Source organism: Zoogloea sp., from assembly GCF_017302315.1.
Classification (GTDB): Bacteria; Pseudomonadota; Gammaproteobacteria; order Burkholderiales; family Rhodocyclaceae; genus Zoogloea.
In genome coordinates, this window is record NZ_JAFLDT010000003.1 from 1 (window position 1) to 13,900 (window position 13,900).

At 63.6% G+C, this 13,900-nt stretch carries 12 protein-coding genes and 1 pseudogene; 6 read left to right on the plus strand and 7 right to left on the minus strand.

Annotated features, from left to right (window positions below):
- Positions 1-100: 100 nt before the first annotated feature.
- Positions 101-319: pseudogene (locus tag J0L98_RS01550) on the minus strand (PLP-dependent transferase); the annotation flags it as partial.
- A gap of 33 nt (positions 320-352) precedes the next feature.
- Positions 353-577, minus strand: a complete 225-nt coding sequence (locus J0L98_RS01555) for a DUF465 domain-containing protein (protein ID WP_296409607.1) — start codon at positions 575-577, stop codon at positions 353-355.
- A gap of 155 nt (positions 578-732) precedes the next feature.
- On the opposite strand from J0L98_RS01555, the gene J0L98_RS01560 reads away from it, so the two are divergent.
- A complete protein-coding gene (locus tag J0L98_RS01560; protein ID WP_296409610.1) occupies positions 733-966 on the plus strand; it encodes a hypothetical protein in 234 nt (77 codons plus the stop codon).
- Between the two features lie 101 nt (positions 967-1,067).
- Positions 1,068-1,622, plus strand: a complete 555-nt coding sequence (greB, locus tag J0L98_RS01565; RefSeq protein WP_296409612.1) for a transcription elongation factor GreB — start codon at positions 1,068-1,070, stop codon at positions 1,620-1,622.
- A 13-nt stretch (positions 1,623-1,635) separates the two neighbouring features.
- Here greB and J0L98_RS01570 read toward each other — a convergent pair whose 3' ends face one another.
- A complete protein-coding gene (locus J0L98_RS01570) occupies positions 1,636-3,459 on the minus strand; it encodes an ATP-binding protein (protein ID WP_296409614.1) in 1,824 nt (607 codons plus the stop codon).
- A gap of 78 nt (positions 3,460-3,537) precedes the next feature.
- On the opposite strand from J0L98_RS01570, the gene htpG reads away from it, so the two are divergent.
- The gene (gene htpG / locus J0L98_RS01575; RefSeq protein ID WP_296409616.1) at positions 3,538-5,460 is read left to right on the plus strand and encodes a molecular chaperone HtpG; all 1,923 of its coding nucleotides are present in this window, start codon (positions 3,538-3,540) and stop codon (positions 5,458-5,460) included.
- An 82-nt stretch (positions 5,461-5,542) separates the two neighbouring features.
- On the opposite strand, the gene J0L98_RS01580 is transcribed toward htpG, so the two are convergent.
- Positions 5,543-6,073, minus strand: coding sequence for a hypothetical protein (locus J0L98_RS01580; RefSeq protein WP_296409617.1), 531 nt, complete (start codon positions 6,071-6,073; stop codon positions 5,543-5,545).
- Between the two features lie 166 nt (positions 6,074-6,239).
- On the opposite strand from J0L98_RS01580, the gene J0L98_RS01585 reads away from it, so the two are divergent.
- Positions 6,240-7,010 carry an MBL fold metallo-hydrolase gene (locus J0L98_RS01585; protein WP_296409618.1) on the plus strand — a complete coding sequence of 257 codons (771 nt, stop codon included), beginning with the start codon at positions 6,240-6,242 and terminating at the stop codon, positions 7,008-7,010.
- A gap of 2 nt (positions 7,011-7,012) precedes the next feature.
- Here J0L98_RS01585 and J0L98_RS01590 read toward each other — a convergent pair whose 3' ends face one another.
- From J0L98_RS01590 to J0L98_RS01600, 3 genes are all read right to left on the minus strand, one after another.
- Positions 7,013-8,191 carry a VWA domain-containing protein gene (locus J0L98_RS01590; RefSeq protein WP_296409619.1) on the minus strand — a complete coding sequence of 393 codons (1,179 nt, stop codon included), beginning with the start codon at positions 8,189-8,191 and terminating at the stop codon, positions 7,013-7,015.
- A 65-nt stretch (positions 8,192-8,256) separates the two neighbouring features.
- Complete coding sequence (locus J0L98_RS01595; protein ID WP_296409620.1) at positions 8,257-9,099, minus strand: MoxR family ATPase; 843 nt, start codon at positions 9,097-9,099, stop codon at positions 8,257-8,259.
- Between the two features lie 30 nt (positions 9,100-9,129).
- Positions 9,130-10,050 carry a histone deacetylase gene (locus J0L98_RS01600; RefSeq protein ID WP_296409622.1) on the minus strand — a complete coding sequence of 307 codons (921 nt, stop codon included), beginning with the start codon at positions 10,048-10,050 and terminating at the stop codon, positions 9,130-9,132.
- A 94-nt stretch (positions 10,051-10,144) separates the two neighbouring features.
- On the opposite strand from J0L98_RS01600, the gene J0L98_RS01605 reads away from it, so the two are divergent.
- Together J0L98_RS01605 and J0L98_RS01610 are read left to right on the plus strand one after the other, a co-directional pair.
- The gene (locus J0L98_RS01605) at positions 10,145-11,317 is read left to right on the plus strand and encodes a M20 aminoacylase family protein (RefSeq protein WP_296409623.1); all 1,173 of its coding nucleotides are present in this window, start codon (positions 10,145-10,147) and stop codon (positions 11,315-11,317) included.
- 63 nt (positions 11,318-11,380) lie between these two features.
- Positions 11,381-13,879 (plus strand): FtsX-like permease family protein, encoded by a 2,499-nt coding sequence (locus J0L98_RS01610; RefSeq protein WP_296409625.1) that lies wholly within the window; start codon positions 11,381-11,383, stop codon positions 13,877-13,879.
- Positions 13,880-13,900 lie beyond the last annotated feature (21 nt).

Consider the following 13,900-nt stretch of genomic DNA (forward strand, 5'->3'; position numbering starts at 1 on the left):
CTCTTCCGATCTGGAGTGTTCGACGAGGTACACACAATGGCTAGGATGCCTAAATGCACCAAAGTATTTCATTAGACAACTCTTCGTCCATTGCTCGCCCGATCCGTTCTTCCAGGACGGCATTGGTGGGATTGGAGATGCGCGAGTAAACGTGTCCGGCCCGCTCTTGATTGAAGAGGGCTGCGGCGTGCTCGCTGTCTTGGAAAACGTAACTGGTGGTGAAGTGGATCGGGGTGGCGCGGGAGTGATGCACCGGGTCGGGGGTCTGGCCGGCGTGCAGGGCGAGCGTGTCGGCCCCGGCGTTACGGTGAATGGGCATGCGTGGTCGGGTCGGCTGCGGATGAAAGGGGGATCAGGCGGGAATGTCGGGATCGAGCATGCGCCGGATCATGGCGATGCGGTCCTTCAGGAGGAGCTTGCGCTTCTTGAGGCGGCGCAGCAGGAGTTCGCTCCCCGGTGGCGGTGCGTGTGATATCTGGGAAATGACCGCGTCGAGATCCCGGTGCTCGGTGGACAAGGTTGCCAGCAGGGAAGGCAGGTTGCCCGCGTCGATTTCGGGTTCATTGCTGTCATTCATGCCTGATGCTCATAACTTTGGGGCGGGATCAGCCAATCTTAGGCGTGAGGCCGCCGAAATACAACGCCGGTCGGGAACTTGAACCCGGCGACAGTGTTCCCATCTACAGTAGCGAGAGTGCCCATGCAGTCAAACCAGCAATCAGGAGAACGGTCATGAACATCATGCTCAACAATCCGGTGCTTTATGTGGTGGATTATCCCAATGTCGATGCGGTCGAGGTGATCGACAAGCGCCGTGGGGTGGGAGGGCTCTTTCGCGATGAGGCGGCACGTCGCTTTCGGCAGGAGCTGCGCGAGCTGAGTGCCTCCGCGACCCAGATGGATGACTTCGAAAACTGGATCGCGGATCGGGATGCCCTGATGACTCAGCCCGCGATCTATCATTGACGGGTCTTTGAGTTGTGGGGCCATCTGCCGGCGGCTTGCCAGCCCGGCAGGTGGCCCCTAACATTTGCTCCCCCAATTCTGCAGATCCGGAGTTCTCCAGGGTGAACAAGGCCTTCGTGAAGGAAAACGAGCAGGAAGACGACGAAGAGTCTCTGCCAGGCGTACCGAGCTTGCCGCCCGGTACTCGCAACTACATGACCCGCAAAGGCTATGAGGTATTGCGGGCCGAGTTGGATCAGCTGGTTCGGGACGAGCGCCCCCAGTTGGTGGAGACCGTGCGCTGGGCCGCATCAAATGGCGACCGCTCGGAGAATGGCGACTACATCTATGGCAAGAAGCGCCTGCGGGAGATTGACCGGCGCATCCGCTTCCTGATCAAACGCCTGGAAAGCGCAACGGTGGTGACGCCATCGGAGCAGGAGAACACCGGGCAAGTCTTTTTCGGGGCCACGGTGACCGTTTGTGATGCCGACGGGACGGACGAGCAGACCTATCAGATCGTGGGTGTGGATGAGGCCAACGCCTCCGAGGGGCGGATTAGCTGGATCGCGCCCTTGTCCCGGGCACTCCTGAAGGCGAAGGAGGGGGACGTGGTCCGTTTTGCCAGTCCGGCGGGCCTTCGTGAGATCGAGGTGCTGGAGATCCGATACGAGTGAAGGGAGTGGCCCCTCAGGTGTTCAGTTTTTCCCGTGGTCGGCGGACCATTGCCGGGCTGCGGGGAAGCGTGAAGAACATCGTCGTGCCAGTGCCCGGCGACGACTCGGCCCATACCGCGCCGCCATGACGCTCCACCACGCGGCGCACACTGGCCAGCCCGATCCCGGACCCCTCGAAACCATCTCGCCGGTGGAGCTGCTGAAAGGGCTGGAATAGTTTGGCGGCATGGGCCATTTCGAAGCCGATTCCATTATCGGTGACATAGAAGAGCTTTTCATCGCCATGGGGGCGCCCCCCGACCTGGATCAGTGCCGGCTGGCTATCGCGAGTGAACTTCCAGGCATTGGCGAGGAGGTTCTGCAGGGCGTTGCGGATCAGCACCGGGTCGGCGTCGGCGGTCAGGTCGGGTTCCACGTGGCTGTGCACGACCCTGCCAGCACTGGTGGCCGCCAGTTCGTCGAGAATCTCCCGGGCAATGGCGCTGACGTCGGTGTTTTCGATGCGCAACGTGTGGCGGGATACGCTCGCGAGCTTCTGCAGTTCGTCGATCAATTCGCCCATGCGCAGGCTGGCGCGACGCAGTCTCGTCAGATAGCTCAGGCCTGTTTCATCAAGACGGTCGCCATAGTCTTCGGCCAGTGCATGGGAAAACCCGTTGATTGCGCGCAGCGGCGCACGCAGATCGTGGGATACCGAGTAGCTGAAGCTGAGCAGCTCGCGGTTGGAATGTTCAAGCTCTTCCGTACGCTGGTGAACCCGTTGTTCGAGGGTGGCGTTCAGTTCGGCCAAGGCGGCGCGTTCTGAATCGCGGCGCACGGTATCCCGATGCAGCAGGTAGGCCAGGGCGCCGAGCAGCGCAAGCATCACCCCCGCCGCGGCAAGGATGCGATCACGGTGTTCATAATAATCGGCAAGGGCACTGTCCATCGGTCGGCTGGTGGCAACGATCAGAGGACGGTCGGCAAGACGCCGATAGGCCGTGATGCGTTCCACATGGTCCGTGGCCGAGGTGTCGGTGACGATCATGCTGCGCTGCTGGGAGTCCGCACCGACGGCGGGCGAGTCTGCAACACTGATACCGATCTGTCCGTCAGCGTGGGGGTAGCGGATGAGCGTGATGGCTCGGCTTGCGTGCAGGATGAGGATGGTGTCCTCAGACGACAGTTCAAGCTCCCGGTAGACCCCTTCGAAGTAGCGATGGCTCATGGCCGCACCCGCCGTACCCAGGTATCTTCCCAGGGCATCGAAGATCTGCCGGCGCAGGGGGGTGACCCACATCCCGCTGGCGGAGCTGCGTACCGGGCTGCCGATTTCGACACCCTCGCGCAGCAATGGCGGAATTGCCGCTGGCTTGTGGCTGCCATTGCGTTGGGTGTTGGCGGCGCTTGCCGAAGGGGTGTTCGAATCGGCGACAAGGCTGCCGTCCTCCCCCTCGACGAACAGGTAGTCGGCTTCGGGCAAGCTCGAGACACGCTGGCGCAACAGGGTCTGCAGATCCCGCTCTCCGAAGGTGTCCAGACCACCGCGCTGGGCTACATGCCCGGCAATCTCGGTGACAGCTGCTTCCGTCTCGCCGAAACTGCGCGCCGCGTGCTCTTCAAGCACCCGGGTGAGGCTCAGAAGCTCGGACTCGGCCCGTTGAAGGGCTTGTTCCCGGTCGAAGCGGATGAGGGACAGAGCGCCGCCCAGGGTCAGTGCGGCAAGCAGGACGAAGGCAAACCATACGGCAAAGCGGAAGCGGCGCAGGGACGGGCTGACGAGGGTAGCCTGCTCCGCCTCTGACGCAGACGACCGTGATGAGGGGAGGATTGAGGAAGACAGCGGAAGTCGTTCCATAAGTTGGAAGCGAGGGCTTGAAAGTCGGAAGGGCGGACCCATATGCGGGTCGTTAACGGTTCTCTTGGAGCAAGCTTTATGACTGTCGAGCAAATGTCGTCCGCGCAAACCCTGAACTTCCAGGCTGAGGTGAAGCAGCTACTGCACCTCATGATCCATTCGCTGTACTCGAATCGGGAGATCTTTCTCCGCGAACTGGTTTCGAATGCCTCCGATGCCTGTGACAAGCTGCGTTTCGAAGCCCTCGAGAACGGTGGGCTGTTCGAGAACGACGCCGAGTTGAAGATTCGCGTGGCCCTCGACAAGACTGCCCGCACCCTGACCATCGCTGACAACGGCATCGGCATGAGCCGTGACGAGGTGGTGACCAATCTGGGCACCATCGCCAAGTCGGGCACCAAGGAGTTCTTCGGCAAGCTGACCGGCGACCAGAAGAAGGACGCCCACCTGATCGGCCAGTTCGGGGTCGGTTTCTATTCAGCCTTCATCGTCGCCGACAAGGTTACCGTGCGCACCCGCCGGGCGGGCCATGCCGCCGCCGAGGGCGTGCGTTGGGAATGCTCGATGACGGGCGATACTGCCGGCGAGTACACGGTCGAGTCCATCGATAAGGCCGACCGGGGTACCGAGATCACTCTGCACCTGCGCGAGGATCAGGACGATCTGTTGTCCAGCTGGAAATTGCGCTCCATCATCCAGAAGTACTCCGACCACATCCTTCAACCGATCGTGATGAAGAAGGAGCAGTGGGACGAGGAGAAGAAAGAGCAGGTGGTCACCGACGAAGACGAGACCGTCAACAAGGCCAACGCCCTTTGGGCACGCGCCAAGTCCGAGGTGAGCGACGAGGAATACACCGAGTTCTACAAGCACGTCGGCCATGACTACGAGCCGCCGCTGGCCTGGACCCACAGCAAGGTGGAAGGCCGTCACGAATACACCCAGCTACTCTATGTGCCCGGCCACGCCCCCTTCGACATGTGGGACCGCCAGGCCCGTCACGGGGTGAAGCTCTACGTGCGCCGCGTCTTCATCATGGATGACGCCGAGAAGCTGATGCCCATGTACCTGCGCTTCGTGCGTGGGGTGGTGGACTCCAACGACCTGCCGCTCAACGTGTCCCGCGAGATCCTGCAGGAGTCCAAGGACATCGATACCCTTCGCGCCGGCTGCACCAAGAAGGTTCTGGGCCTGCTCGAAGACCTCGCCGAGAACCAGAAGGACAAGTACGTCACCTTCTGGAAGGAGTTCGGCCAGGTGCTGAAGGAGGGGGTCGGCGAAGATCACGCCAACAAGGACAAGATTGCCGGCCTGCTGCGCTTCGCGTCCACCCATGTGGACACGGCCGAGGAGAGCGTCTCCCTGGCCGACTACATCGGCCGCATGAAGGAAGGGCAGGACAAGATCTACTTCGTCACCGCCGACAGCTTCAACGCCGCGAAGAACAGCCCGCACCTGGAGATCTTCCGCAAGAAGGGCATCGAGGTGCTGCTGCTCTCCAACCGCGTGGATGAATGGGTGGTGGGCAACCTGACCGAGTTCGATGGCAAGCCGCTGGCATCTGTGGCCAAGGGCGGCCTCGACTTGGGCTCCCTGGAAGACGAAGCCGAAAAGGCAGCCGTCGAGAAGGAAACCGGCGAGCTGAAGGACATGCTCGACAAGATGAAGACCAGCCTGGAAGGTAAGGTAAAGGAAGTCCGTGTCACCCACCGCCTCACCGATTCGCCCGCCTGCCTGGTGGCCGACGAGCACGACATGGGGATGAACCTGGCCCGCCTGATGAAGGCTGCCGGTCAGAACATGCCGCTCTCCAAGCCCATCCTCGAGATCAACCCCAGCCACCCGGTGGTGCTGCGCCTGAAGTACGAAGATGCACAGTTTGATGACTGGGCCGCGGTGCTCTTCGATCAGGCTCTGCTGGCCGAAGGTGGCACGCTGGATGATCCGGCGAGCTTCGTCAAGCGCATCAATCAGCTGATGCTGGTCATGAACAGCAAGTGATCACGCCGCTTCGGTGCCTCAGGGCGCCGGGCGGGTAAAGAGCATGGGGGCAGGCCCGGGAGGGGCTGCCCCCATGTTTCGTCTACCGCTGGTAGATCTCGTAGGCGTTGAGTTTGCGGGAAGGCTTGATGACCCCGGTTGCCGGGTCGTACATCGATGGCGACTTGCGCGGCATCATCGAACTGGTGGCCGAACGGTTGACATACCCGTCGGTCGCCGCGTTGAGGGTGTTGGTACGAGCATTGTAGGCTGACTTGGGCCTGCCTGCTCCCGCATTGGCGCGTATCTTTCCGCTGCCCGGTACGCCGGTACAGTTGTAGATGTTTCCGTTGCGATTGTTCAGAGGGGCGGTTTCACCATAGACATGGATGCGCCCTGAGGGGTCGCGGCGGGTGCTGGTGATGCCACTTCCAGCACTGCTCCGGGGGGGGCACTGGGTGTCGGAGGGGCGGCGCAGGCTCTCTGGGCGGACGCCAGCTTGAGCTTGTGCGCGGACAGTACCAAAAGGCGGTGCTGCGCCAGCGGGCAGTCCTGAGCCGGCCGCAAGCACAGTACCGCCTGCGAACGGACCAAGAAGTGCGGCCATGGACAACAGAAAAACCGGTGCTCTCAAGAAGGACTCCATCGGAATGCGTAAACCCGGGGCCGAAGATACCCCAAACGTTCTAAGCTGACGAGGCAATATGTCGTCTCGGACGAGTGTCCGCGAGCCTGGTGTTTTCCTAAGGTAGCGAGTCGGATAAAGTAGCGGTCCGATTTCACTCTCCGTAATGATTTCCATGGCTGTCGAACTCTTCAACAACGGCAAGCACGCCTGTCTGGCCTTTTACGATCTGGTGGATGAGGAGGCGGACCATGCCGTGCAATGCAATCAGTTCCTGATTGTCGATGGCGATCACGGAGCATTGATCGATCCGGGCGGCAACATGACCTACAACGGCTTGTTGATGTCCATGCAACGCTTCTTTCCGTCCCGTGGCCTGGATTTCATCTTCGCCACCCACGCAGACCCGGACATCATTGCGTCACTGAACAAATGGATGGTGTCGACCCACTGCAAGGTGATGATCTCGCGCCTGTGGACGCGATTCGTCCCCCATTTCACCACCGGCAAGGACTACACGGCGCGGATCGTCGGCATTCCCGATGAGGGCATGAACATTGCCTTGGGAGAAAGCAGGATCAAGGCCCTGCCAGCGCATTTCATGCACTCGGAGGGTAATTTCCAGTTTTACGATCCGGTCTCGAAGATTCTCTTTTCCGGCGACATGGGTGCATCCTTGGTTGACCACGAAATGGCGGCCAAGCCGGTGACCGATTTTGACGATCACGTGATCACCATGGCCGGCTTCCACCGCCGTTACATGATCTCCAACAAGATCTGCCGCTTCTGGGTGAACATGGTCCGTCAGCTCGACGTGGACATGATCGTACCCCAGCACGGCTGCCGCTTCGAGGGCAAGGTGATGGTCAATCGCTTCCTCGACTGGATCGAAAACCTCCAGTGCGGCGTGGACATCATGACCCAGGAAAACTACCGGATCCCCTGAGTCTAATGCTTGCGTGACAGGTGGGTGATGGCCCGGGTGAGGCCATCCAAGGTCAGGGGAAACATCTTTTCCCCGAGGATCTGCCGGATGATCCCGATGGACTGGCGGTAATCCCAGGTGCGTTCCGCTTCGGGATTGAGCCAGGCCGTGGACGGGTAGGCGTCGGCCAGGCGGCGCAGCCACACGGCACCGGCCTCGGTGTTGCTGTACTCGATGGAGCCATTGGGCTGGAGGATCTCGTAAGGGCTCATGGTGGCATCGCCCACGAAGATCAGCTTGTACTCCGGCCCGTACTTGTGGATCACATCGAGGGTCGGGGTGCGCTCCGAGTGGCGCCGGAAGCTGTCGCGCCACACGTGGTCATACACGCAGTTGTGGAAATAGAAGTACTCCATGTGCTTGAACTCGGTGCGGCAGGCCGAGAACAGCTCCTCGCATACCTTCACGTGGTCGTCCATGGAGCCGCCCACATCGAAAAAGATCAGCACCTTCACCGCATTGTGACGCTCCGGCCGCATCAACAGATCCAGGTAGCCGGCATTGCGGGCGGTGGCGGCAATGGTGCCGTCCAGGTCCAGTTCATCCGGCGCTCCGAGGCGGGCAAAGCGGCGTAGACGGCGCAGGGCCACCTTGATGTTGCGGGTACCCAGCTCCACGCTGTCGTCCAGATTGCGGTATTCCCGCTGGTCCCACACTTTTACCGCAGTACGATTGCCGGCCGACTCGCCGCCCACGCGGATGCCTTCCGGGTGATAGCCACTGTTGCCGAAGGGCGAGGTACCGCCGGTGCCGACCCATTTCGAGCCGCCCTGATGCCGGCCCTTTTGCTCTTTTAGGCGGTTGCGGAACTCTTCCATCAGCTTGTCCCAACCGAGTTTCTCCAGCCTTGCCTTTTCCTCCGGTGTCAGGTGCTTCTGCATCATGGCCTTCAGCCATTCCTCGGGAAGATCCACCTCAAGCCCGGGGATGGCTTCGATGCCCTTGAAGTACTCACCGAAGGCCTGGTCAAAGCGGTCGAAGTGGGATTCGTCCTTGATCAGGCTGCTGCGGGCCAGGAAGTAGAAGTCCTCCATGCTGTGGCCCGCCAGGCCGGCCCGGATGGCCTCCAGCAAGGTCAGGAACTCCTTGGTGGATACCGGCAGCTTGCGCGCCTTGAGGTGCAGAAAAAAGTCGATCAGCATGACTCTGTCCGGGAGGAGGGATGTAGGGGCGTATTCATTCGCCCGCGGGCGTCGGCCAGGGCATCTCAGCGGTTGCGCTGGGCCATGAACACCAGGCGCTCAAAAAGGTGCATGTCCTGCTCGTTCTTCAGCAGGGCACCGTGCAGGGGTGGGATGCTGGCCTTCTGGTCGGGCGAGCGCAGTGCTTCGACGGGGATCTCCTCAGCCACCAGCAGCTTGAGCCAGTCGATCAGCTCGGAGGTGGAGGGCTTTTTCTTCAGGCCGGGGATCTCGCGCAGGCCGAAGAACACTTCCAGGGCTTCCGTGAGCAGGGCTTTCTTGATCCCCGGGAAGTGCACATCGACGATGCGTTGCATGGTGTCCCGGTCGGGGAACTTGATGTAGTGGAAGAAGCAGCGGCGCAGGAAGGCGTCGGGCAGCTCCTTCTCGTTGTTGGAGGTGATGAATACGATGGGGCGGTGGCGGGCCTTGACCGTCTCGCGGGTCTCGTACACATGGAACTCCATGCGGTCGAGTTCGCGCAGCAAATCGTTGGGGAACTCGATATCGGCCTTGTCGATCTCGTCGATCAGCACCACGGTGGGCACGTCAGCGTCGAAGGCCTGCCACAGGGTGCCCTTGACGATGTAGTTGGAGATGTCCTTGACCTTGTCGTCGCCCAGCTGGGAGTCACGCAGGCGTGACACCGCGTCGTATTCGTACAGCCCCTGCTGGGCCTTGGTGGTGGACTTGATGTGCCACTGCAGCAGGGGCATGCCAAGGGCCGCGGCCACCTCTTCGGCCAGCATGGTCTTCCCGGTGCCGGGCTCGCCCTTGATGAGGAGGGGGCGCTGCAGGCGGATGGCGGCATTGACGGCCAGCATCAGGTCGGGGGTGGTGACGTAGTTGTCGGAGCCTTCGAAGCGCATCGGGGAATCCTTGTTGAGGTGTTGTCCTGATTATAGCGAGGCAGATTGACGCGCACGGAAGTGGCGTGCCGCCGTGCACACCGTATTGGCGTGGATTTCGACTGTGTCGTCGATCTTGCGGGCGTAGCCGCCGGCCATGGCGATGGCAATGGGCAGGCCGCGCTGGCGGACCTTGTCGAAGACCAACTGGTCCCGTTCGGCCAGACCGGCCTTGGTGAGCTTGAGCCGGCCCAGGCGGTCGTCCTCGTAGGGGTCGGCACCCGCCAAGTAGATCACCAGGTCGGGCTTGCCCCGGGCAAACACCGGGCCGAGGGCGGCCTGCAGGGCGGTGAGATAGGTGTCGTCGGTGGTGCCGTCGGGCAGTTCCACGTCCAGATCGCTGCTCTCCTTGTCGAAGGGGTAGTTGCGGGCGCCGTGGATGCTGAAGGTGAAACACTCCGGCCGGTTGGCCAGGATGGCGGCAGTGCCGTTGCCCTGGTGCACGTCGCAGTCGATGATCGCCACCCGCTCGACCCGGCCCTCGGCGCGCATGGCCAGGGCCGCGATCGCGGCGTCGTTGAAGACACAGAAGCCTTCACCCCGGTCGCGAAAGGCGTGATGGGTGCCGCCGGCCAGGTTGGCGGCGCAACCGTCTTCCAGCGCAGCCCGGCAGGCCGCCAGGGTGGCGCCGGCGGAGCGCCGGGAGCGCTCCACCATGGCCTCCGACCAGGGAAAGCCGATGCGCCGAATGTCGTTCTTGTCGAGGGTGCCGCGGACAACCCGTTGCACGTAGCCGGCATCGTGGGCCCGGAGCAGCTCCGAATCACTGGCGGCTTCGGGAACATGAAAGTCTTCGGCCGCGAACAGACCGGAGCCCATCAGGCGCTCCCGCAGGCGGGCGTATTTTTCCATCGGAAAGCGATGCCCCTCGGGGAGGGGCAGCACGAAGTGATCGGCGTAGAAAAGTTTCATTCGGTTGAGCCTGCTTCTTGCGGTGGAGCGGGGGCGTGCCCCGCTGCTATCATTTCTCCATCACGGCCGCCGGGGCCGCCTATCGGGACGCATCATGCACCTTCTTGAAAAACTGCGGGCCGATCACGCCGAGATCACCGCCATCCGCCGGGACATCCACGCCCATCCGGAGCTGGCCTTTGAAGAGCATCGCACCGCCGCCCTGGTGGCCGAGCGTCTGCATGCCCTGGGTATCGAGACCCACACGGGGGTGGGCAAGACCGGCGTTGTGGGCGTGCTCAGGGCCGGCAGCAGTGGCCGCAGCATCGGCCTGCGGGCCGACATGGATGCGCTGCCCATCCAGGAGAAGAACGACTTCAACCACCACTCCCGCCACCCCGGGCGGATGCACGCCTGCGGCCACGACGGCCACACGGCCATGCTGCTGGGGGCGGCGGCGCATCTGGCCAAGAACCCGGATTTCGACGGCACGGTGGTGTTTTTGTTCCAGCCCGCCGAAGAAGGGGAGGGCGGTGCGCCGGCGATGATCGCCGACGGGCTCTTTGAGCGTTTTCCCATGGAGGCGGTGTTCGGCCTGCACAACTGGCCCGGCCTGCCCCTCGGCGAGATCGCCGTGCATCGCGGCCCGGTGATGGCCTGTGCCGACCGTTTCGATATCGAGATCAAGGGCCATGGTGCCCACGCCGCCATGCCCCACCAGGGCATCGACCCGGTGCTGGCAGGTGCTGCACTGGTCCAGGCGCTTCAATCGGTGGTCAGCCGCAACCGCGACCCCCAGGACGCCGCCGTGCTGTCGGTCACCCAGTTCCATGCCGGGGACGCCTACAACGTGATCCCTGACATCGCCCGCATCAGCGGTACGGTGCGGGCCTTCCGGCCGGAGGTCGAGGCCATGGTCGAGGACACCATGCAGCGTGTTTGCGCTGGCGTGGGTGCGGCCTTTGGCGCCAACGTCAAGTTCGACTATCGGCGCGGTTACCCCCCGACCATCAACACCGTGCCCGAGGCCGAGTTCTGCGCCAGAGTGGCCGCGGAAGTGTGCGGCGAGGGCAAGGTGAGCATTGATCCCAAGCCCAGCATGGGCGCCGAGGATTTTGCCTACTTCCTGCAGGAGAAGCCCGGCTGCTACATCTGGCTGGGCAACGGGCCGGGGGAGGGGGGCTGTACCCTGCACAACCCCCACTATGACTTCAACGACTCGGCGATTCCCTTCGGTGTGGCCTACTGGGTTCGGCTGGTGCAAGGCTGGCTTGCGCTTGCAGCCTGAGCTTGCGACAGGAGATTCCGGCATCGGCCGGAATCTTTTTGCGGTGACGCTGCCTGAGACCCCATGAACCGATTCCTGCCAGCCCTTTCCCAGTCCTTCCGCATGCTGCGCCGCGATCTGCGGGCTGGTGAACTCGGCCTGCTGCTGGTCGCCTTGGTCATTGCCGTCGCCAGCCTGACCAGTGTCGGCTTCTTCACCGACCGGGTCGCCCAGGCCCTCGGGCGTGAGGCCAATCAGCTTCTCGGTGGCGATCTGGTGCTGGTATCAGATCATGCCCTTGACCCGGCCTACCGGGCCGAAGCCAATCGGCTCGGCCTGAAGTCGGTGGTGTCCAGCACCTTCACCAGCATGGCCAGCACTGCCGAAGGTGCCCAGCTGGCTGGCGTGAAGGTGGTGGAAGACGGCCACCCGCTGCGCGGCACGATCCGCATCGCCCCCGGGCTCAACCAGCCCGATGCCCCTGCGGCAGGTATTCCGGCCCCCGGCGAGCTTTGGCTCGATGAGCGTCTGGCCAGCGCCCTGGGCGCGCGCCCTGGCGACATGGTGGGTCTGGGGGCCTCACGCCTGCGCATGGCCGCGGTGCTGTCCTTCGAGTCCGACCGGGGCGCCAACTTCTTCAGCCTGCTGCCGCGGCTGGTGATCAACGCCGCCGACCTGCCCGCTACGGCGCTCATCCAGCCGGGCAGCCGCGCATTCCACCGCCTGCACCTGGCTGGAGAAGCCCGGGACGTGGCCACCTTTGAAGCCTGGGCCAAGGCCCGCCTGAAGCGGGGGGAGACCCTGGAAACAGTGGACAACGCCCGCCCCGAAGTGCGCTCCATCCTGGATCGCACCGAGCGCTTCCTGCGCTTTGCGGCGATGCTGGCCGTGGTGCTGGCGGCGGTGGCGGTGGGTCTGGCCACCCGGCGCTTCGTGGAGCGTCACCTGGATGGATGCGCCGTGATGCGCTGCATGGGCGCCGGGCAAGCGCAGCTCATGGCGATGTTCATCGGCGAGTTTGCCCTGCTTGGCCTGGCGGCCGGGGTGGCGGGGTGTGCGCTGGGTTTCGCCGTGCAGTTCGTGCTCAACGGCCTGCTGGGCGAGCTGGTGGGTTTTCCGCTGCCCCCGCCCGGCTTCTGGCCGGTGCTGCATGGGCTTGCCGTATCCATGCTTCTGTTGCTTGGCTTTGCCCTGCCGCCGCTGATTCGCCTTGGTCGGGTGCCCACCCTGCGGGTACTGCGCCGTGAATGGGATGGCGTAGCCGCCCGGGAAGGCGTGGCTTGGACCATTGGTGCGCTGCTGCTGGCCGGACTGCTGGTGGGGATCGCCCGGGACTGGCTGCTGGGCACCTGGGTGGTGGGCGGCTTTGCCCTGGCCTTCGCCCTTTATGCCGCTTTGGGCGGGCTGGTGCTGGCCGCACTCGGCCGGGTGCGTGGCGTGGCCAGCAGTGGCTGGCGCTATGGCATCGCCTCCCTGCGCCGCCGGCCGGTGGCCAGCCTGGTGCAGGTGTTGGCCCTGGGCATGGGCCTCACCGCCCTGTTGTTGCTGACCCTGGTGCGGGGCGATCTGCTGACCAACTGGCAGCAGGCTACGCCGGCAGATGCGCCCAACCGCTTCGTCATCAACATCCAGCCGGATCAGGTGGAGGGCGTGCGCCAGTTCTTCAAGGATGCAGGTCGGCGGGAGCCCGCACTGCAGCCCATGATCCGTGGCCGCCTGGTGGCGGTGAATGGCCGCCCGGTGGGGCCGGACGATTACACCGACGATCGCGCCCGGCGCCTGGTGGACCGGGACTTCAACCTCTCCTTTGATACCCGCCTGCCGGATGGCAACAGTGTCGCTGCCGGGCGCTGGCATGGGTCCGACACCACGCCCCAGTTCTCGGTGGAGCAGGGCCTGGCCCAGACCCTCGGGCTGGCCATGGGAGATCTGCTGACCTTCGAGATTGCCGGCACCCGCAGCGAGGCGCGCATCACCAGCCTGCGCAAGCTCGACTGGGACTCCATGCGGGTCAACTTCTTTGTCATCGCCGGGCAGGGCATGCTTGAATCCTTCCCGGCGAGCTACATCACCAGCTTCTATCTGCCCCCGTCCGATCTGGCGTTTGCCAACCGCATCGTCGCCGCCTTCCCCAATTTCACGGTCATCGATGTGGCTGCTGTGGTTGCCCAGGTGCGCGGCATGGTGGAAAAACTGATCGCCGCGGTGCAGTTCGTCTTCGGCTTCGCCGTGGTGGCAGGCGTCGTCGTGCTCTTCGGGGCGCTGCAGGCGACCCACGACGAACGCGAGAAGGAACTTGCCATTCTGCGTACCCTGGGCGCACGCAATGCCCAGCTCAGGTCGGCCCTGCTGGCCGAGTTTGCGGTGCTTGGCCTGGTGGCCGGGGTGCTGGCTGGCGCCGGGGCCACCGGCATCGGCTGGGCGCTGGGCCATTTCGTGTTCAAACTGCCCTACGTGCCCAGCCTGCTGCCCCTGGGCGTCGGTGCGCTGGCCGGCGTGCTGGTGGTGACCCTGGCCGGCTGGTTCGGTACCCGCCATCTGCTGGCCCAGCCGCCCCTGGTCAGTCTGCGGGCACTGAACTAATTTACAGCCTGGGGCGGTATA

What these genes read in the sequence shown, in the direction of transcription:
- htpG (WP_296409616.1), top strand. Translation starts at nt 3,538, where the DNA reads ATGACTGTCGAGCAAATGTCGTCCGCGCAAACCCTGAACTTCCAGGCT.
- J0L98_RS01570 (WP_296409614.1), bottom strand. Translation starts at nt 3,459, where the DNA reads ATGGAACGACTTCCGCTGTCTTCCTCAATCCTCCCCTCATCACGGTCG.
- J0L98_RS01585 (WP_296409618.1), top strand. Translation starts at nt 6,240, where the DNA reads ATGGCTGTCGAACTCTTCAACAACGGCAAGCACGCCTGTCTGGCCTTT.
- J0L98_RS01595 (WP_296409620.1), bottom strand. Translation starts at nt 9,099, where the DNA reads ATGCGCTTCGAAGGCTCCGACAACTACGTCACCACCCCCGACCTGATG.
- J0L98_RS01590 (WP_296409619.1), bottom strand. Translation starts at nt 8,191, where the DNA reads ATGCTGATCGACTTTTTTCTGCACCTCAAGGCGCGCAAGCTGCCGGTA.
- J0L98_RS01610 (WP_296409625.1), top strand. Translation starts at nt 11,381, where the DNA reads ATGAACCGATTCCTGCCAGCCCTTTCCCAGTCCTTCCGCATGCTGCGC.
- J0L98_RS01600 (WP_296409622.1), bottom strand. Translation starts at nt 10,050, where the DNA reads ATGAAACTTTTCTACGCCGATCACTTCGTGCTGCCCCTCCCCGAGGGG.
- J0L98_RS01555 (WP_296409607.1), bottom strand. Translation starts at nt 577, where the DNA reads ATGAATGACAGCAATGAACCCGAAATCGACGCGGGCAACCTGCCTTCC.
- J0L98_RS01605 (WP_296409623.1), top strand. Translation starts at nt 10,145, where the DNA reads ATGCACCTTCTTGAAAAACTGCGGGCCGATCACGCCGAGATCACCGCC.
- J0L98_RS01560 (WP_296409610.1), top strand. Translation starts at nt 733, where the DNA reads ATGAACATCATGCTCAACAATCCGGTGCTTTATGTGGTGGATTATCCC.